Origin of the sequence: Micromonospora inositola (genome assembly GCF_900090285.1) — a bacterium.
GTDB classification, from domain to species: Bacteria; Actinomycetota; Actinomycetes; order Mycobacteriales; family Micromonosporaceae; genus Micromonospora; species Micromonospora inositola.
This window is the reverse complement of sequence record NZ_LT607754.1, coordinates 1979633-1997849: the sequence shown is the minus strand read 5'-3', so window position 1 is coordinate 1997849 and position 18217 is coordinate 1979633. Positions and strand designations below refer to the sequence as shown.

Annotated in this window: 18 protein-coding genes; 10 read left to right on the top strand and 8 right to left on the bottom strand. The window is 75.0% G+C overall.

The window, feature by feature from the left end; translation table 11 throughout:
* Positions 1 to 86: 86 nt before the first annotated feature.
* Positions 87 to 344, bottom strand: coding sequence for a DUF6457 domain-containing protein (locus tag GA0070613_RS09510; protein WP_089015853.1), 258 nt, complete (start codon positions 342 to 344; stop codon positions 87 to 89).
* Positions 341 to 940 (bottom strand): molybdenum cofactor guanylyltransferase, encoded by a 600-nt coding sequence (gene mobA / locus GA0070613_RS09505; protein WP_089011954.1) that lies wholly within the window; start codon positions 938 to 940, stop codon positions 341 to 343. Before mobA ends, GA0070613_RS09510 begins: the two co-directional genes overlap by 4 nt.
* Positions 941 to 1020: 80 nt before the next feature.
* Here mobA and fdhD point away from each other — a divergent pair, with 80 nt between their 5' ends.
* Entirely contained in the window at positions 1021 to 1875 is an 855-nt protein-coding gene (fdhD, locus tag GA0070613_RS09500; RefSeq protein WP_089011953.1) for a formate dehydrogenase accessory sulfurtransferase FdhD, read from the top strand.
* A gap of 15 nt (positions 1876 to 1890) precedes the next feature.
* Here the strand turns inward: fdhD and GA0070613_RS09495 are convergent, their stop codons facing one another.
* Together GA0070613_RS09495 and GA0070613_RS09490 are read right to left on the bottom strand one after the other, a co-directional pair.
* The gene (locus tag GA0070613_RS09495) at positions 1891 to 2073 is read right to left on the bottom strand and encodes a hypothetical protein (RefSeq protein ID WP_089015852.1); all 183 of its coding nucleotides are present in this window, start codon (positions 2071 to 2073) and stop codon (positions 1891 to 1893) included.
* A gap of 214 nt (positions 2074 to 2287) precedes the next feature.
* The gene (locus GA0070613_RS09490) at positions 2288 to 3340 is read right to left on the bottom strand and encodes a DUF4192 domain-containing protein (RefSeq protein ID WP_089011952.1); all 1053 of its coding nucleotides are present in this window, start codon (positions 3338 to 3340) and stop codon (positions 2288 to 2290) included.
* Between the two features lie 162 nt (positions 3341 to 3502).
* On the opposite strand from GA0070613_RS09490, the gene GA0070613_RS09485 reads away from it, so the two are divergent.
* The 5 genes from GA0070613_RS09485 to GA0070613_RS09465 all read left to right on the top strand — a co-directional run bounded on the left by GA0070613_RS09485 (position 3503) and on the right by GA0070613_RS09465 (position 10222).
* Positions 3503 to 4417, top strand: coding sequence for a fructosamine kinase family protein (locus tag GA0070613_RS09485; protein ID WP_089011951.1), 915 nt, complete (start codon positions 3503 to 3505; stop codon positions 4415 to 4417).
* Positions 4414 to 5427, top strand: a complete 1014-nt coding sequence (gene moaA, locus GA0070613_RS09480; RefSeq protein ID WP_089011950.1) for a GTP 3',8-cyclase MoaA — start codon at positions 4414 to 4416, stop codon at positions 5425 to 5427. Before GA0070613_RS09485 ends, moaA begins: the two co-directional genes overlap by 4 nt.
* A 3-nt stretch (positions 5428 to 5430) precedes the next feature.
* Entirely contained in the window at positions 5431 to 5676 is a 246-nt protein-coding gene (locus GA0070613_RS09475; protein WP_089011949.1) for a MoaD/ThiS family protein, read from the top strand.
* 18 nt (positions 5677 to 5694) lie between these two features.
* Positions 5695 to 6930, top strand: a complete 1236-nt coding sequence (locus GA0070613_RS09470; protein WP_089015851.1) for a metallophosphoesterase — start codon at positions 5695 to 5697, stop codon at positions 6928 to 6930.
* A 94-nt stretch (positions 6931 to 7024) separates the two neighbouring features.
* Positions 7025 to 10222 (top strand): UvrD-helicase domain-containing protein, encoded by a 3198-nt coding sequence (locus GA0070613_RS09465; RefSeq protein WP_089011948.1) that lies wholly within the window; start codon positions 7025 to 7027, stop codon positions 10220 to 10222.
* 81 nt (positions 10223 to 10303) lie between these two features.
* Here GA0070613_RS09465 and GA0070613_RS09460 read toward each other — a convergent pair whose 3' ends face one another.
* The gene (locus tag GA0070613_RS09460) at positions 10304 to 11251 is read right to left on the bottom strand and encodes an EamA family transporter (protein WP_089011947.1); all 948 of its coding nucleotides are present in this window, start codon (positions 11249 to 11251) and stop codon (positions 10304 to 10306) included.
* Positions 11252 to 11769: 518 nt separating this feature from the next.
* On the opposite strand from GA0070613_RS09460, the gene GA0070613_RS33325 reads away from it, so the two are divergent.
* Both GA0070613_RS33325 and GA0070613_RS09450 read left to right on the top strand, forming a co-directional pair.
* A complete protein-coding gene (locus GA0070613_RS33325; protein ID WP_408630995.1) occupies positions 11770 to 12204 on the top strand; it encodes an LppU/SCO3897 family protein in 435 nt (144 codons plus the stop codon).
* 139 nt (positions 12205 to 12343) lie between these two features.
* Complete coding sequence (locus tag GA0070613_RS09450; protein WP_089011945.1) at positions 12344 to 13579, top strand: ATP-binding protein; 1236 nt, start codon at positions 12344 to 12346, stop codon at positions 13577 to 13579.
* Positions 13580 to 13597: 18 nt separating this feature from the next.
* On the opposite strand, the gene GA0070613_RS09445 is transcribed toward GA0070613_RS09450, so the two are convergent.
* Positions 13598 to 14143, bottom strand: a complete 546-nt coding sequence (locus GA0070613_RS09445) for a GNAT family N-acetyltransferase (protein WP_089011944.1) — start codon at positions 14141 to 14143, stop codon at positions 13598 to 13600.
* 146 nt (positions 14144 to 14289) lie between these two features.
* On the opposite strand from GA0070613_RS09445, the gene GA0070613_RS09440 reads away from it, so the two are divergent.
* Both GA0070613_RS09440 and GA0070613_RS09435 read left to right on the top strand, forming a co-directional pair.
* The gene (locus GA0070613_RS09440) at positions 14290 to 14838 is read left to right on the top strand and encodes a DoxX family protein (protein ID WP_089011943.1); all 549 of its coding nucleotides are present in this window, start codon (positions 14290 to 14292) and stop codon (positions 14836 to 14838) included.
* 204 nt (positions 14839 to 15042) lie between these two features.
* A complete protein-coding gene (locus tag GA0070613_RS09435; RefSeq protein WP_089011942.1) occupies positions 15043 to 16488 on the top strand; it encodes a glycosyltransferase 87 family protein in 1446 nt (481 codons plus the stop codon).
* 24 nt (positions 16489 to 16512) lie between these two features.
* Here GA0070613_RS09435 and GA0070613_RS09430 read toward each other — a convergent pair whose 3' ends face one another.
* Both GA0070613_RS09430 and GA0070613_RS09425 read right to left on the bottom strand, forming a co-directional pair.
* Positions 16513 to 16944 (bottom strand): molybdenum cofactor biosynthesis protein MoaE, encoded by a 432-nt coding sequence (locus tag GA0070613_RS09430; RefSeq protein WP_089011941.1) that lies wholly within the window; start codon positions 16942 to 16944, stop codon positions 16513 to 16515.
* On the bottom strand, positions 16941 to 18200 hold the full coding sequence (locus GA0070613_RS09425; RefSeq protein ID WP_089011940.1) for a molybdopterin molybdotransferase MoeA: 1260 nt from the start codon (positions 18198 to 18200) through the stop codon (positions 16941 to 16943). Before GA0070613_RS09425 ends, GA0070613_RS09430 begins: the two co-directional genes overlap by 4 nt.
* Positions 18201 to 18217 lie beyond the last annotated feature (17 nt).

Sequence of the window (18217 nt, the reverse complement as noted above, 5' to 3'; positions counted from 1 at the left end):
TACCCACGGACGGTGGGGGCCGAATCAGGCCGACCGGGATCGGACATCGTGCCGCCCGAGGTCGCCCGGGACCAGGGACATCCCGGCTATTCGGCCGGACCGGTGCCGTCCAGCTCGACCGGCCAGGTGGCGGCCAGCTCGCTGAGCCGGGACGCCGCCCCGGCGGCATCGGCGCCGCGCCCCACGGCGAGCCCCAGCAGGTACGCGGACACCGGCGCGCCCGGACGCAGCACCTGGTGGGCCACGTCCTTGGCCAGGTCGAGCACGACCGGCACCGGCACCTCCGCCGGGTCGAGACCCAGCTCGGCGCAGGCCGCCGTGACCCAGTCGTCCATCACCGTCATCGTGTCCACTCCTCGGCCCGGCGTACGTCCTCGTCAGTGTCGCAGTCGAACCAGGGCGGCGGGCCGGAGCCGGACCAGGCCACCTCCCGCACCGTGAGCCCGGCCAGCACCGCCCGCACCGGAGCCCCGTCGAGCGTGCCGCCCCGCTGCGCGGCGACCCGGTCCAGGGCGGCTCGCAGCGCGGTGACCCGCCACACGCCGCAGAGCTGCTGCCGGCGACCGTCGCCGTCGACGTAGCAGGCCCCGTCGACCGTCGACCCGTCGAGCTGCCGCAGCAGGTCGTCGACGGCCCCGGCGGTGAGCAGCGGCAGGTCGGCGGCGAGCAGGGCGACGGTGGCCGTATCGGGGTCGAGCAGGGCCAGCCCTGCCGCGGTGGCCGCCACCGGGCCACCGCCCGGTGGGTCCTCCCGGGTCACCCGGACGCCCTCCGGGACCGGGCCGGCCGGACCGACCAGGATCAGCGGCTCGGCGTCGGCGACCGCCGCGAGCACCCGGTCCCGCATCGGCCGGCCGCCGACCGGGAGCGCGGACTTGTCCACGCCGCCCATCCGGCGCGCCGCGCCGCCCGCGAGCACCACCGCCGCGTACGCCGTCACCCGGCCACCGTAGCCGGGCGGGTCCTCACCCGGCCGCCGTCGCCGTGCGGGCGTGCGGCCGGGCGGGGCAGGATGGCGGGATGGGACGGGCGACTGATCGGCGGGGCGTGCTCCGGATCGACCTCGACGCGGCGGCGAACGGACGCACCCGGGTGAAGCGTCAGGACACCCTGGCCGTCGAGGAGCCGCTGGAGATCCGGGTCGGCCCGGCTGGGCCCGGCCGGCGGCGGCCGCTCGCGGTGACCATGCGTACCCCCGGCGACGACCTGGACCTGGCGATCGGCTTCCTGCTGACCGAGGGGCTGATCCGGTCCACCGACGACGTGCACACCGCCCAGCTCTGCGCCGGGGCGGAGACGCCGAACACCTACAACGTGGTCGACGTGGTGCTGGCCCCGGGCGTGCCGGAGCCCACCACCGACCCGTCCCGCAACTTCTACACGACCAGCTCGTGCGGGGTCTGCGGCAAGGCGAGCATCGAGGCGATACGGACCCGCTCGCTCTTCGCGGTGCGGAACGACCCGATGACCGTGCCGGCGGAGGTGCTGGCCGCCCTGCCGGACCGGCTCCGCGCGGCCCAGCGGGCCTTCGACCGGACCGGCGGCCTGCACGCGGCCGGCCTCTTCACCCCCGACGGCGACCTGGTGGTGCTGCGTGAGGACGTGGGTCGGCACAACGCGGTCGACAAGGTGGTCGGCTGGGCGGTGCGGGAGCGGCGGCTGCCGCTGGCCGGGCACCTGCTGCTGGTCTCCGGCCGGGCCAGCTTCGAGCTGACCCAGAAGGCGTGGATGGCCGGCGTGTCGCTGCTCGCGGCGGTCTCCGCGCCCAGCACCCTCGCCGCCGAGCTGGCCGAAGAGGCCGGCATGACCCTGGTCGGCTTCCTGCGCGGCCGGACCATGAACGTCTACGCGGGCAGTCAGCGGATCACCAACTGACGCGACGCCGACCCACTACTCCTCGTCGGCCAGCTCTGGCCGGTGCTCGCGTAGCCACCGTTCGACATCCTCCGCGAGCCACACGTTCCCTTGCTGCAACTCCGCCACCGGTGCCGGGAACGAACGGTGCGACGTGATCGCGTAGACGCGCTGACGGCTGATTCCGTCAAGCCGCATCCGGATCTCGTGCGCGCCCATCAGCTTCACAAGCCGACCGTAGGCATCCGTCAGCGGGTCGCGGAGCAAGGTGCTTCCTCTATTTGTCTGGTCAGCTGGCCGAGGCCCGCGATCAGCTCGCGCAACTCGGCGACGACAGCTCGCCCGCCGACCTGACCGACCGCTTCCTCGCACAGGCTCGCGCCCGATATCCACCCGTGCTCGCTCTGGAAGGTGACCTGGCCAGCCGCCGGTATCAGCTGCCCCGGGAGACGCCGCGGCGGCGGGCCCGGCGGCGGACCACCCCGGGGAAGCCGACGGCCGGCCAACCGTCCAGCTCGGACGGGGGCACGCCGCGCCGGAGCAGGTCGTCGAGGAGCAGCGCGAGGGAGTAGTCGGGGTGGGTGGCGAGCACCCGTTCCAGGGCCACCGCCGCCAGGGCGCCGTGCCCGGCCCGCCAGGCGGCGAAGGCGAGCAGGCTGCCCGGGGCCGCGATCAGCTCCGACTCGGCCCGGCGCAGCACGTCGGTCCAGAGGCCGATGTCCCCGTCCCGACCGTCGGTCCGCTCCCAGGCGTGGTCGCGTACCGGGAGCTGGGTCAGGAGCACGGTCAGCCAGGCCACCTCGTCGTCGCTCAGCCGCTCGCCCCGCCGGTGCCGACGGAACGCGGTGCGCACCGCGGCCACCCCGGCCGACCGGACCGACCGGCCACCGACCAGGGCGGTCTCCGCCGCCTCCTCGGTCAGCGCCGCCAACCGCGGCCGGGCCCGGGCGGTGGCCCGGCGCATGGCCACCCGGACCGGCCCGTCGAGCGGGGCCACCTGCGCGGTCAACGCGGCCCGGTCGGGGAGGGCGACCTGGCCCGCGAAGACGGCCGCCGCGCTGACCTCGCTGGCCGCCGGGTCGTACGGGGTGCCGTCGGGCGGGCAGCAGTCGGGTTCGACGCACAGGTACGACCACCAGCGCCCGTCGGTCACCCGCAGCGCGTCGAGCACGACCACCCCGGCCGCGTCCAGCGCCTCGCCGACCGCGTCCACCGCCGCGGTCACCCGGGACGCCGGCCCGTAGCCGACCACGGTGGCGGACTCGGTGCCCTGCCGGGCGATGACCCCCGCCAGGTGTCGGGCCGGCGGACGGGGATCGGCGCCGGGGTCGGGGAGGTCGCCCCGGGCGGCGAAGACGACCCGTCGACCGCGCAGCGCCACCACGACCACGCTGTCGGCGGGGTGGAAGCCGAGCAGGTACGGCACGGCGGCGATGAGGTCGGCGGGTGAGCGGACGGCGAGCCGGGGGCGGTCGGTCGGTGTCATGCCGGGAGCGTGCGGCGGACCGATGCCCGGCCGACAGGCCCTGTGGACGACACGCGGGTTGTCCACAGACACGGAGAGTAAAGGCGCAGGTGACGGCGGTCCGCAGGCACCGGCGGGGCGACGCGGCCCTCGCGCGTCGGTGGGAGCGGCTACCTTGCGCTCATGGACCTGGCGTACCTGCGGGCGCACCCGGAGCACCTGCCGACGTTCCTGACCCATCAGCGGATCCGGGAGACGCCGGTTTCCGGCGGTGACAGCTGCGCCGCCTCCCGGCTCACCCTGGACGACGGCCACTCGGTCTTCGCCAAGACCTGGCCGGAGACGGCGGGACGGCCGGCGCCGGAGGGGTTCTTCGCCACCGAGGCGGCCGGGCTGCGCTGGCTGCGCGAGGCCGGCGCGGTGGCTGTACCGGGGGTGGTGGTGCCGCTGCCGGAGCTGCTGGCGCTCGACTGGGTGGACCCCGGCGAGCCGACGCCGGAGGCGGCCGAGCGGCTCGGCCGGGAGCTGGCCGCGCTGCACCGGGCCGGGGCGCCCGCGTTCGGGGCGGAGTGGCCCGGCTTCATCGGTGCGCTGCCGCAGGACAACACCCCGGACCCGGGCCCGTGGTCGGACTGGTTCGCGCGCCGCCGGCTCGCCCCCTACCTGCGGATGTCGGTCGACAACCGGGCGCTGAGCCAGCCGGAGACCCGGCTGGTCGAGGAGGTCGTCGAGCGGATCGCGGACCTCGGCGGGGACGAGCCGCCGGCCCGGATCCACGGCGACCTCTGGCCGGGCAACCTGCTCTGGGGCGCCGACGACCGGGTCTGGCTGGTCGACCCGGCCGCGCACGGCGGGCACCGGGAGACCGACCTCGCCCAGCTCGCGCTCTTCGGCGGCGCACCCCACCTGGACCGGATCCTGGCCGGCTACGACGAGACGTGGCCGCTCGCCGGCGGGTGGCGGGAGCGGGTGCCGCTGCACCAGCTCCACCTGCTGCTGGTGCACACCGCCCTGTTCGGCGCGGCGTACCGGGATGCGGTCGGCACCGCCGCCCGAGCCGCGCTGCGGGGCGCCGGACGCGCTACCGTCGACAGGTGACCGCCGCCCCGACGACCCCCGGCGTCCTCGTCGACCGGTACGGCCGCGTCGCCCGGGACCTGCGCGTCTCGCTCACCGACAAGTGCAACCTGCGCTGCACGTACTGCATGCCGGCCGAGGGGCTGCCCTGGCTGGCCGGGCCGCAGCTGCTCAGCGACGAGGAGATCGTCCGGCTGGTCCGGGTCGCGGTGCAGCGGCTCGGCGTCACCGAGGTCCGCTTCACCGGCGGCGAGCCGCTGATCCGGCCCGGGCTGGTCGGCATCGTCTCCGCCGTGGCCGCGCTGGAGCCGCGGCCCCGGATCTCGCTGACCACCAACGGCATCGGGTTGGCGCGGCTGGCGCCGAGCCTGCGCGCCGCCGGGCTGGACCGGGTGAACGTCTCGCTGGACACCCTGGACCCGGCCCGCTTCACGGAGCTGACCCGGCGGGACCGGCTGGCCGACGTGCTCGCCGGGCTGGCCGGTGCGGCGGCGGCCGGACTGACCCCGGTGAAGATCAACTCGGTGCTGATGCGCGGCATCAACGACGACGAGGCGCCGGAGCTGCTGCGCTTCGCCCTCGACCACGGTTACGAGCTGCGCTTCATCGAGCAGATGCCGCTCGACGCCCAGCACGGCTGGGACCGGACGACGATGGTCACCGCCGACCAGATCCTGGCGGCGCTGGGCCGGGAGTTCGCCCTGACGGCCGACCCGGCCGAGCGCGGCGCCGCGCCGGCCGAGACCTGGCTGGTCGACGGCGGTCCGGCCCGGGTCGGGGTGATCGCCAGCGTGACCCGGCCGTTCTGCGGCGACTGCGACCGGACCCGACTCACCGCCGACGGCCAGGTGCGCGCATGCCTCTTCGCCACCGAGGAGTCGGACCTGCGCGGCGCGCTGCGCGGCGGCGCGGACGACGCCGAACTGGCGACCCGCTGGCGTACGGCGATGTGGGGCAAGCGCGCCGGCCACGGCATCGACGACCCATCGTTCCTGCAACCCGTCCGGCCGATGTCCGCGATCGGAGGCTGACGGGTGGAGCTGACCGTCCGCTACTTCGCCGGCGCGCGGGCCGCCGCCGGCCGTACCGAGGAGACCGCATCCGCCGGGCGCTCGCTCGACGAACTGGTGGATGAACTCGCCGAACGGCACGGCGAGCGGCTCGCCGCCGTGCTGAAGGCGGCGAGTTTCCTGGTCGACGGCGTGGCCTGCCATGATCGTCAGGTACCGCTGCCGGCCGGGGTGACGGTCGACGTGCTGCCGCCGTTCGCCGGCGGCTAGGAGGCTCACGTGCTGGCGATGGCGACCTTCGTGGGCTTCGCGGTGCTCGTCACCGCCCTCATCCACCTGTACCTGTGGAAGCGGCTGGTCCGGGACACCACCGGCCCGGGCCGCTGGCGGAGGTTCGGCGGCACGGCCACGCTGCTGCTGGCGCTGCTGGTGCCGGCGACCATGGCGGGGACCCGCGGCGGGGTGTACTGGCTGGCCTGGCCCGGCTATCTCTGGCTGGCGGTGATGTTCTACCTGCTGGTCCTGCTGCTGGCGCTGGAAGCGCCGACGGCGGTGGCGAAGCTGGTGCTGCGCCGCCGGGCGGCGGTCGCCGAGCCGACCACCGCCGCGCCGGAGCCCGCGCTGGTCGGAGCCGCCGGCCCGGCCGAGCCGCCGGCCGCCGCGGCGGTCGACCAGCCGGACCACGACCCGGCGCGCCGGTTGCTGCTCGCGCGCGGCGCCGCGATCTTCGCCGGCCTCACCGCGGCCGGGATCACCGGGTACGGCGTCCGCACCGCGATGGGCCCGCCGCAGCTCGACCGGGTACGGATCCCGCTGGCGAAGCTGCCGCGCAGCATGGACGGGCTCCGCATCGCCACCGTCTCCGACATCCACCTGGGCCCGCTGCGCGGCCGGGCACACACCGAGCGGATCGTCGAGATGATCAACCGGTTGGACGCCGACCTGGTGGCCGTCGTCGGCGACCTGGTCGACGGCTCGGTGGCCGAACTGGGCGAGGCGGCGGCGCCGCTGCGCGACCTGCGCTCCCGCTACGGCAGCTTCTTCGTCACCGGCAACCACGAGTACTACTCCGGCGTCGAGGAGTGGGTCCAGGAGGTCGACCGGCTCGGGCTGCGGGTGCTGCAGAACCAGCGGCAGGAGATCCGCGCCCGGGGCGGGGTGCTGGACCTGGCCGGGGTGAACGACGTCACCGCGGCCGGCACCGGGCTGGCCGCCCCCGCCGACTACGCCGCCGCACTGGGCGACCGCGACCCGAGCCGGCCGGTGGTGCTGCTGGCACACCAGCCGGTGGCCGCGCACGAGGCGGCGAAGTTCGGCGTCGACCTGCAACTCTCCGGGCACACCCACGGCGGCCAGATGGTGCCCTTCAACTACCTGGTCAAGCTTCAGCAGCCGGTGGTCTCCGGTCTCGGCGAGGTGGACGGCACCAAGGTCTACGTCACCAACGGCGCCGGCTTCTGGGGCCCGCCGGTCCGGGTCGGCGCCGCGCCGCAGGTCACCCTGGTCGAGCTGCGCGCCCCATAGCGCGCCCGGGCCGCGCAGTCCAGCACCGGATTGCTCACGTCACCCGTACGCGTGGCGGCGGGCGGGCGGTGCACCGGCCGTGACAGGATGCGGCGTGCCTCCGTTCAGCGCCGCACCCCCCGGTGGCCTCCCGCCATTCGTCGCGGATCTGCACATCCACTCGAAGTACTCGCGCGCGTGCAGCCGTGACCTGACCCTGCCGAACCTCGGCTGGTGGGCCCGGCGCAAGGGCATCGGCGTGCTCGGCACCGGCGACTTCACCCACCCCGCCTGGTACGACCACCTGCGGGAGACCCTGCACCCGGCCGAGCCGGGCCTGTACCGGCTGAGCCCGGAGGCGGAGCGGGACATCGCCCGTCGGCTCCCGCCCCGGCTGGCGAGCGCGGCGGAGGCGGACCCGGTCCGGTTCATGCTCAGCGTGGAGATCTCCACGATCTACAAGCGGGATGACCGGACCCGCAAGGTGCACCACCTGATCTACCTGCCGGACCTGGACGCGGTGGCCCGGTTCAACACCGCGCTGGGCCGGATCGGCAACCTGGGCTCGGACGGCCGCCCGATTCTCGGCCTGGACTCCCGGGACCTGCTGGAGATCACCCTGGACGCCAGCCCGGACGGCTACCTGGTCCCCGCGCACATCTGGACGCCGTGGTTCTCCGCGCTCGGCTCGAAGTCCGGCTTCGACGCGATCGCCGACTGCTACGCGGACCTGGCCGACCACATCTTCGCGGTGGAGACCGGCCTCTCCTCCGATCCGGAGATGAACTGGCGGGTGGGCAGCCTCGACCGCTACCAGCTCGTGTCGAACTCCGACGCGCACTCGCCGCCGGCGCTGGCCCGGGAGGCCACGGTCCTGAACTCGGCCCGGAACTACTTCGCCATCCGCGAGGCGCTGCGGACCGGCGACGGGCTGGCCGGGACGATCGAGTTCTTCCCGGAAGAGGGGAAGTACCACGCCGACGGGCACCGGCTCTGCGGCGTCAACTGGTCGCCGGAGCGGACCCGCGAGGCGGACGGACGCTGCCCGGAGTGCGGCAAGCCGCTGACGGTGGGCGTACTGAGCCGGGTCGAGGAGCTGGCCGACCGGCCGGCGGGGCACCGGCCCTCGCACGCCCGCGCGGTGACCCACCTGGTGCCGCTGGCCGAGATCCTCGGCGAGATCAACAAGGTGGGCGCCCGCTCCAAGAAGGTCGAGGGGAAGCTGAACGAGCTGGTCGCCGCGCTCGGCCCGGAGCTGGAGATCCTCACCGCCACCCCGCTGGACGAGGTCGGCCGGGTCGGCGGCGAGCTGCTCGCCGAGGGCATCGGCCGGCTGCGCCGCGGCGACGTGCGCCGGGTGCCGGGGTACGACGGCGAGTACGGCGTGATCACCCTCTTCGACCCGGCCGAGCTGGGCGGTGCCGGCGGCACCCCGGGAGCGCAGGACACGCTCTTCGACGTACCCGTGCCGGCGCAGCGGCGGCCCGCGGAGCCGGCGCCGAAGCCGAAGGCCAGGCGTCCGGCGGCGGCGAAGGCCGAGCCGAAGCGGAAGGCCGCACCCCCACCGCCTCCGCCGATCGCGCCGGCGCCCTCCCCGCACGAGCCGTTCGAGCCGATGCTCGCCGGCATGGAGGAGGTCGGCACCGGCCTGCTGGACCGGCTGGACGCGATGCAGCGGGTGGCCGCCTCCGCGCCGGGCGGTCCGCTGCTGATCGTGGCCGGCCCGGGCACCGGCAAGACCCGGACGCTGACCCACCGGATCGCCTACCTCTGCGCGGAGCTGAACGTCTTCCCCGAGCAGTGCCTGGCGATCACCTTCACCCGACGGGCCGCCGAGGAACTACGGCACCGGCTGGACGGTCTGCTCGGGCCGGTGGCCGAGGACGTCACCGTGGGCACCTTCCACTCGCTGGGCCTGAGCATCCTCCGGGAGAACGCCGAGGCGGCCGGCCTGCCGGCGGACTTCCGGATCGCCGACGACGCGGACCGTTCGGCGGCCCGCACGGAGGCCGGCGACGACGCGGCCCGCTACACCGCGTTGCTGCGCAAGCAGGACCTGGTCGACCTGGACGAGCTGCTCACCCTGCCGGTCGCGCTGCTGAGGGCCGACAAGAAGCTGGTACGCGAGTACCGCGACCGCTGGCGCTGGATCTTCGTCGACGAGTACCAGGACGTCGACGCCGTCCAGTACGAGCTGTTGCGGCTGCTCAGCCCCGCCGACGGCAACCTCTGCGCGATTGGCGACCCGGACCAGGCGATCTACTCGTTCCGGGGCGCCGACGTCGGCTACTTCCTGCGCTTCTCCCAGGACTTCACCGACGCCCGGTTGGTCCGGCTGAACCGCAACTACCGCTCGTCGGCACCCATCCTGGCCGCCGCGGTGCAGGCCATCGCGCCGTCGTCGCTGGTCCGCGGCCGCCGGCTGGACCCGGCCCGGCTCGACCCGGAGGCCCCGCTGGTCGGTCGCTACCCCGCGGCCTCCGTCTCCGAAGAAGCCGATTTCGTGGTACGCACCATCGACGAGCTGGTGGGCGGCCTCTCCCACCGGTCGCTCGACTCGGGCCGGATCGACGGCCGGTCGACGTCGCTGTCGTTCTCCGACATCGCGGTGCTCTACCGCACCGACCAGCAGGCCGCGCCGATCGTGGACGCGCTGGCCCGGGCGAACATCCCGGTGCAGAAGCGCTCGCACGACCGGCTCCGGGACCGGCCCGGGGTGGCGGCGATCGCCCGCGAGCTGCGGCACGCCGACGGTGTCGACGGCCCGTTGGCCGCTCGCGTCCGGCTGGCCGGGCAGGCGGTGGCGGAACGCTTCGCCGTGCCGACGCTGGACGGTGCCGGCTTGGTCCGCCCGGAGGATGTCCGCTCGGCGGTCGACCTGCTCACCCCGCTGGCCCGCCGCTGCGGCGACGACCTGGAACTGTTCCTCGCCCAGCTCGCCACCGGCGCGGAGGTGGACGCGCTCGACCCGCGCGCCGAGGCGGTCACCCTGCTCACCCTGCACGCGGCGAAGGGCCTGGAGTTCCCGGTGGTCTTCCTGGTCGGCGCCGAGGACGGGCTGCTGCCGCTGCGCTGGCCCGGCTCGGAGCCGGCCGACGAAGCGGTGGCCGAGGAGCGCCGGCTCTTCTTCGTCGGCCTGACCCGCGCCCAGGACCGGCTCTACGTCAGCCACGCCGCCCGCCGGGTCCGGCACGGGGCGGAACGTGAGTGCCGACCCTCGCCGTTCCTCGACGTGATCGACCCGGGCCTGTTCGAACGCTTCGGCGACGCCGAGCCCCGCCGCCCCAGGGACCGCCAGCTCCGCCTCATCTGAACGGCTGGCGCGGCCGATGGCGGCCGGAGGCCGCCGGCGGCGCCGGGTCGCCACCCGACGCGGCGGACACAAGCCCGGAGGTTACCGGCGGCCCGGCTCCGGGGTTGTCCCGTCCACCGGCCGGCGCGGACGTTCGGTGGTCACCACCAGCGCCACCCCGGCGACGATCACCGCGCCGCCGAGCAGCACCCGGGCGGTGACCGGCTCGGCGGCGACCAGCGCGCCGAGCGCCACCGCGACCGCCGGGTTGACGTAGGCGTACGTGGCGACCAGGGAGATCGGCGCGTGGTGCAGCAGCCAGACGTACGCGGTGAAGGCGACCAGCGAACCGGCCACCATCAGGTACGCCAGCGCCGCCCAGGAGCGGCCGGTCACGTCGGCCGGGGAGAAGCCGTGCCACTCGCCCCGCACGGCGCCGGTCACGGCCAGCGCCACGGCGCCGGCGACCATCTCGTAGACCGTGGCCACGAAGGGGTCGGCCGGCATCCGGAGGCGTCCGGAGAGGAAGGACCCGACGGACCAGCAGGTGGCCCCCGTGACCACGATGAGCGCCCCGGCCAGCGGCACGGCCGCCGAACCGCCGGTGGGAAGCACGAGCAGGACCAGGCCGACGAAGCCCAGGGTCACCCCGGCGAAGGTCCATGGCCCGGGCCGGTCGCCACCGAGCGTACGGAGCAGCACCACCAGCAGCGGGACGGTCGCGACCAGCAGCGCGGCGATGCCGGAGGGCACGGCGACGCCGACCGGACCGGACTCGGCGAGCACCACCAGGCCGTTGCCGCCAGCCAGCAGGAGCAGCCCGACCAGCGCGGCCGAGCCGAGTTGCCGGCGGTCCACGCGGAGCGCGCCGGGGCCGCGCCGGAGCCGCAGCACCGCCGCCAGCACCAGAGCGGCGGCGGCGAACCGGCCGGCCGCGGAGGTGAGCGGCGGCAGCGACTCGACCGCGATCCGGATGCCCAGGTAGGTGGAGCCCCACAGCACGTACACCAGGACCAGCGCGGTCCAGATCAGCGCGGGTCGGGCCGGCATGGCGGGGTGGTCGGCGCCCGACCCGGCCCGTCCGGCGCGGGCGCCGGGGGGGCCGGGTCGGGCGGGCGTCGCACTTGCGGGGCGTGAGCTCATCGGGGGATCAGGCTACGGTGACCACGGCGTCGGCGTCCCCCGTTGGTGGCCGGCCTCTCAACTCTGCCGCACACAGGAGGGCGTTCATGACGAACTTCGGTCCACCGGTCGGCGGCTCCCGGGAGCCGTGGGGTGGACGGCGGCCCGACGACGCGTACGCTCCGCCGGCCGACCCGCGGTACGACGCGCAGCCCGGCGGGTGGGGCGAGCCGCCCGCCCAGCGGTACGAGCCGACGGCGGGGACGGGGTGGGAGGGGCAGACGCCCGGGCAGCCCACCTACGCCTCGGGGTACCCGCCCTACCAGCCGACCGCCCAGGGGTACCCGCCGGCCGGGCAGCCCGGCTACCCGCCGGCCGCGCCGTACGTCGGCGACGCTCACCCGTACGCCGATCCGCCGCCCCCGCCGAAGCGCGGCAAGGGTCCGCTGATCGCGGTGCTCGCCGTGCTGGCGGTGCTCGTTCTCGGCGGCGCGGCCACCTACCTGCTCGGCCGGGACGACCCGGCCCCGGTGGCCGGGTCCACCCAGCCCTCCGACCCGGGCGCGGAGCCGTCGGCGGCGGCGAGCGCGCCGGACGCCCCGGCCGCCACGGCACCGGCGCCGGCGTCCTCGGCGGATCCCCGGTTCGTCAAGGCGGGGCAGTGCGTCCGCAACGAGGGTCCGGCCGGCGGCAAGCCGAAGTTGCTGATCAGCGGGTGCGGCGCGAAGACGTACCAGGTGCTGCGCCGCTTCGACGGCGCGACCAGCGGGGAGAAGGACGCCCAGGCCAAGTGCGCGAAGGTGGACGGCTACACCAACTGGTACTTCTTCGACAGCGAGCTGGACACCCTCGACTTCGTCCTCTGTCTCAAGCAGCGCTGATCCCACCCGTAGGCAAAACTAGGGCTGTCTAGCGTGAAGGCTAGACAGCCCTAGTTTCGTCTCGACGGCCCCGACACGCCGGTAGGCCCATCTATCCATGTCTAGCCCCGCGGCTAGACGGCCCGATACTCTGCGATACGTGGATCCGGTCCGCAACCCGTACGCCCCGGGCGCCGGGCAGCGCCCGCCCGAGCTTGCCGGGCGGGGGCGGGAGCTGGATGTCTTCGACGTCGTGCTGGAACGCATCGCCCGGGGCCGCCCCGAGCGCAGCCTGATGCTCACCGGCCTGCGCGGCGTCGGCAAGACGGTCCTGCTCAACACCCTCCGCTCGCAGGCGATCAACCACCTCTGGGGCACCGGCAAGATCGAGGCCCGCCCCGACCAGTCGCTGCGCCGCCCGGTCGCCGCCGCCCTGCACATGGCGGTCCGCGAACTCGCCCCCCGGCACCGCGCGCCGGACCGGATCGACGGCTTCCTCGGCGTGCTCAAGGCGTTCGCCCAGCGTTCCGTGCCGAGCGGCCGCGGCGCGGCCGCGCCCAGGCTGCGCGACCGCTGGCAGCCCGGCATCGACGTGCCGGCCAGCAGCGGCCGGGCCGACTCCGGGGACATCGAGATCGACCTGGTCGAGCTGCTCACCGACGCCGCGGCGGTGGCCACCGACGTGGGCACCGGCATCGCGGTCTTCATCGACGAGATGCAGGACCTCGGCGCGGAGGACGTCTCGGCGCTCTGCGCCGCCTGCCACGAGCTGTCGCAGCTCGGCGCGCCGCTGATCGTGGTCGGCGCCGGGCTGCCGCACCTGCCGGCCGTGCTCAGCGCCGCCAAGTCCTACTCCGAACGGCTCTTCCGCTACCAGCGGATCGACCGGTTGGACCGGATCGCCGCCGACCAGGCGCTCTGCGCGCCGGCCGAGCGCGAGGACGTCGAGTACGAGCAGAAGGCGCTCGACCTGCTCTACGAGAAGTCCGGCGGCTACCCCTACTTCGTCCAGGCGTACGGGAAGGCCACCTGGGACCATGCCCCCCGCTCGCCGATCACCGCCGCCGACGTCCGGGTCGCCGCCCCGGAGGCCGAGGCGGAGCTGGCCGTCGGCTTCTTCGGCTCCCGGTTCGAGCGCGCCACCCCGGCCGAGCGCGAGTACATGCGGGCGATGGCGACGCTCTCCCTGGTCGAGGGGGAGGAGACCGGTCGGGATGACATGGACGCCGCGGTGCCCACCGCGGAGATCGCCCGCTCGCTCGGCCGCAAGCCGGCGAGCCTCTCCCCGGCCCGGGACGCGCTGATCAAGAAGGGGCTGATCTACTCCGGGGAGCGGGGCACCGTCGCCTTCACCGTCCCACACTTCGGCCGGTACCTGCGCACCCAGCCGGCCTGACCGCGGGCCCGGCCGGGGTCAGACCTTGGCCCAGGGCGGCGGGAAGACCACCTCGCCGCGCGGCGGCGGCGCCTCGCCGCTGGCCGACGGGGGCAGCACCAGCGCCTGCCACGGCTCCCCCAGCCCCGACCAGGGACTGGTCAGCCCCATCCGGTCGGCCCGTTCGAAGCCGAAACGGCGGTAGAAGGCCGGGTCGCCGAGCACCACCACCAGCCGCTCGCCCAGCTCGGTCGCGGCGTCCAGGGCCGCCTGCACGACCGCCGTGCCGTGGCCGACCCGCCGCCGGTGCGGCGAGACCGCCACCGGGCCGAGCGCCAGCGCCGGTGCCGCGCCCCCGTCCGACCGGACGCGGACCCAGGTCAGCAGCGCGTAGCCGACCACCTCGCCGCCGTACTCGGCGACCATGGCCAGCTCGGGGATCCAGGCGTCGCTGCGCCGCAGCTCGTCGACCAGCTCCACCTCGGGCGGGGTGGTCACGTCGGGCCGGGCGAAGGCGGTGGCCAGCACCCGGGCGACGGGCGCCTCGTCCGCCGGGTCCTCTGGTCGGAGCCGCAGGGTCGTCACCCGCGCGACGTTACCGGGCCGGGCCGGTCCATCCGCGACGGTCGCTGGAATTGGGTGTGGCGTGCGTCCCGCTGGATGTCCATGTCGGCCGATCCCTTTCGGGCGTTGCCGGGATAGCGGACCCCGACACGGGGTATGACTGATCCATGAAACCCGTGCGCTCCCTCGCCCGTGTGATGTTGAGCGGAATCTTCGTGGTCAGCGGCGCCCGCAACTTCCAGAATCCCGGTCGTCTGGCGCCGGCCGCCAAGCCGGTGACCGACCGGGTCGCCCCGCTGATCCAGAAGAACGTCCACCCCCGGTTCCCCACCGACGCCGAGACGCTGGTCCGGGTCAACTCGGCCACCCAGTTCATCGCCGGCCTGATGCTGGCCACCGGCAAGTTCACCCGTCCGGCCGCGCTGGTCCTCGCCGGGAGCCTGGTGCCGGTGACCGTGGCCGGCCATCCCTTCTGGAAGAACGACGACCCGGCGGCGCGGAACAACAACCAGACCCACTTCCTGAAGAACCTCGGCCTCTTCGGCGGGCTGCTGCTCGCCGCCGCGGACACCGAGGGCAAGCCCGGGCTGCGCTGGCGCGCCGGCCACCGGATCGGCCACTCCCGACGCTCGATGCAGCGGGCTGTCCGGACCGCGCGCCGGGAGACGAAGATCGCCGTACGCTCGGCGGCCACCGCCCGACGACTTCCGGGCTGACCTGCATCAATACGGCCACCTCCCCCCGCAAGGCCGCGAATTACCTGAACCACCAGACACCCGTTAACGCGGTGGAAATGTCAAAAAGATGTGTGGGATCGGACACGGTCGCATAACGCGGGAGGCAACAACGTGAGGCGCCGTTCTAGGCTCCGTGCGGGACCTGGACGGGTAGGACGAGCTTGGTACGGGGGTGGCCACGCCATGCCGGCGACCGTCGGTAGACGGATGGACCGCCTCGCCCCAGTCCACCGCGTGACCCGTGGGATCGATCGCAGGACAGTCGTACGGACCGGCGTCGTGGCCGCCGTCGCCTACGCCGGATGGCTCGCCATCGGCGCGTTCGGGCGGCCGTACAACTTCTTCGACATGAAGATCTACCACGGCGCCGTGGTGTGGTGGGCGAGCGGCGACGAGCTGTACGACTTCATCGCACCCTCGACGACCCTGGGTTTCACCTACCCGCCCTTCGCCGGCCTGGTCATGCTGCCGATGTCCTGGCTGCCGGTGGAGGCCGCCGGCTGGCTCAACGCGCTGGCCAGCATCGGCGCGGTGGCGGTCGTCCTGGCCGCGCTGCTGCGCCCGATCGTCGACCGGCTCGGCTGGCCGCTCTGGTTCACCGTCGGCATCGCCACGCCGATGGCCGTCGCCATCGAGCCGGCCCGGGAGACCCTCGGCTACGGGCAGGTCAACCTGCTGCTCTTCGCCCTGATCATGGCGGACCTGGTCGGCCTGCGCTGGCGGGCGAAGCGGGGCACCCATCACGACACCGCCAACTCGGCGCTGGCCCGCTTCGTCTACAGCGGCGCCTGGGCGGGGGCCGGCATCGGCCTGGCCACCGCGGTCAAGCTGACGCCCGCGCTCTTCATCGCGTACCTGATGCTCACTCGCCAGTGGCGGGCCGCGCTGACCGCGGTCGGCACCACGATCGGCGTGACCCTCGGGACGTTCGCGCTGGTCGGCGAGGAGTCACGGACGTACTTCAGCAGCGTGCTCTGGCAGACCGAGCGGGTCGGCGCGGCGGACATGACCCCCAACCAGTCGCTGGCGGGCCTGCTGGCGCGGCTCTACGACTCGATCGAGACGCCCGGCCTGCTCTGGCTGGCCTTCGCGGTCCTGGTCCTCGCGCTCGGGCTGTCCCGGGCCGCCGCGGCCCGCGCCGACGGCGACGAGCTGACCGCGTTCACCCTGGTCGGGCTCACCGCCAACGTGATCAGCCCGATCTCCTGGTCGCACCACCTGGTCTGGGTCATCCCGGCGATCATCGTGCTGGCCGACGCCGCGGTCCGCCGCCGCGAGGCGAGCCGGGGCCTGCTGCCCCGGGTCGGCACGGCACCGGCGGCCGGCGGGGTGCCGGGGGTCAACGCGCTGCGCCCGCCGATCTGGTACCCGACGCTCACCGGCCTGCGGCACGCCGTGGCCGCGATCGGCCTCTACCTGCTCTTCCTGATCTCGCCCATCTGGCCGTACGAGCACCAGCTCCCGGAGGTGTCGCACTACCAGGACGGCCTGTTCGGCGCGCTGATGGAGAACTCGCTGGCGATCGCCCTGATCGTGCTGGTCGCGGCGCTGCCCTGGCGGCCGGGCGCGGAGCCGGCGTTCTACAACGACCGGCTGCTCCGCGCCGCCCAGCTCACCGGCCGCCGCTGACCGTCCCGCCGGGACGTCGGCCGGTCAGGGGCAGTTCACCCACTCCTCGGTGCCGTCGTCGAAGACCTGCCGCTTCCAGATCGGCAGCCGCGCCTTCACCTCGTCGACGAGCCGCGCACAGGCCGCGAACGCGGCGGCCCGGTGGGCGGTGCTGACCGCCGCGACGAGGGCCACGTCGCCGATCTCCAGCGGGCCGACCCGGTGCGAGACGGCCACCGCGTACACGTCCGGGTCGGCGGCGATCTCGGCGGCGACTTCCCGCAGCACGGCCTCGGCGCTCGGGTGGCCCTCGTACTCGAGGCTGATCACCGGACGGCCGTGGTCGTGGTCGCGGACCACGCCCTGGAAGGAGACCACCGCGCCAGCCCGCCGGTCGGCCACCGCCGCCTCGTGGGCGGCGAGGTCGAGCGGCCGGTCGGTGACCGTGCCGTGGACGATGGTCTCGGCGGGGCTCACCACGTCCGCTCCCCGGGGGTCAACGGCAGCGGTACGACCGGCACCCGCGCCCCGGCCTCGCCGCTGGTGCCGGGGCGGATGACCGCGAAGCCGTCCGCACCGGCCAGGCCGCGCAGCATCGACGAACCGACGTGGCGTACCGGGTTGGCGGTGCCGGCGGCCCGGTCCAGCCGGACCAGGGCGAGATGGGTGTAGTCGCCCCGGCCGGGCACCGGCTCGGCGAGGGTGGCCAGCGGCAGCGCCGGCATCGGTCGCCCCTGCAGGCCGGCGAGCAGCGGCGCGACCAGCGAGACCAGCGCGACGATGGCGGACTGCGGGTTGCCGGGCAGACCGGCGACGAACCGGACCCGGCCGTCCGCGTCGACCAGCTGGGCCAGCAGCATCGGGAAGCCGGGGCGGACCGCGACGGTGTTGACGACGTAGTCCGCGCCGAGCGCCTCGAGCGTCGGGTGCAGGTGGTCGACCGGCCCGTGCATGGTGCCGCCGGTGGTGCAGACCAGGTCGGCGTTGGCGAGCGCCGCGCGCAGGGCGGCCACGTGGGCGGGGAGGGTGTCCGCCACCGGGCCGACCACGTCGGCCGGGCGGATCTGGCAGCCGTACCGGCGCAGCCAGGCGGGCACCGCGGGGCCGAGGGCGTCCCGGACCCGGCCGGCGGCCGGCGGGCCCGAGGTCAACAGTTCGTCACCGAAGACCAGCAGCGCGGCGTTGGGCCGCCGGCGGACCCGCAGGGTGTCGTGGCCGCAGGAGGCGGCCAGCCCGATCACCGCCGGGTCGACCGGGGTGCCGGCGGGGAGCAACTCCTCCCCGGCGTACGCCTCCTCGCCCGGCTCGCGCCACTCTGGCGTCGGCCGGGGCGTGCCGGTGACCCGGCCGTCGGCGGTCCGGGTGGACTCCTCGATCCGCAGGATGGCGGTGGTTCCCTCCGGGACCATCGCGCCGGTGGCGATCTCGACGGTGGTGCCGTCGGCGGTCAGCGGGGCGGAGGTGTTGCCCGCGAGCACCCGCCCCACCACCTCCCACGGGCCGTCCCCGCGTACCGCCCAGCCGTCCACGCTGGAGGTGGGGAACGCGGGCAGGTCCGTCCGGGCGGTCAACGGCTCGGCGAGGGTGTGGCCGTCGGTGTCGGTTAGCGGCCGGTTGACGGCGGGAAGCGCGGCGGCGAGGCCGACGGCGTACACCCGGGAGCGGGCCTCCTCCCAGCCGGCCGGCTGCGGCGCGGCGACCTGGGCCGCCGCGGCTGCGGTTTCCGTGCTCATCCGGCGAGCCTATCGCC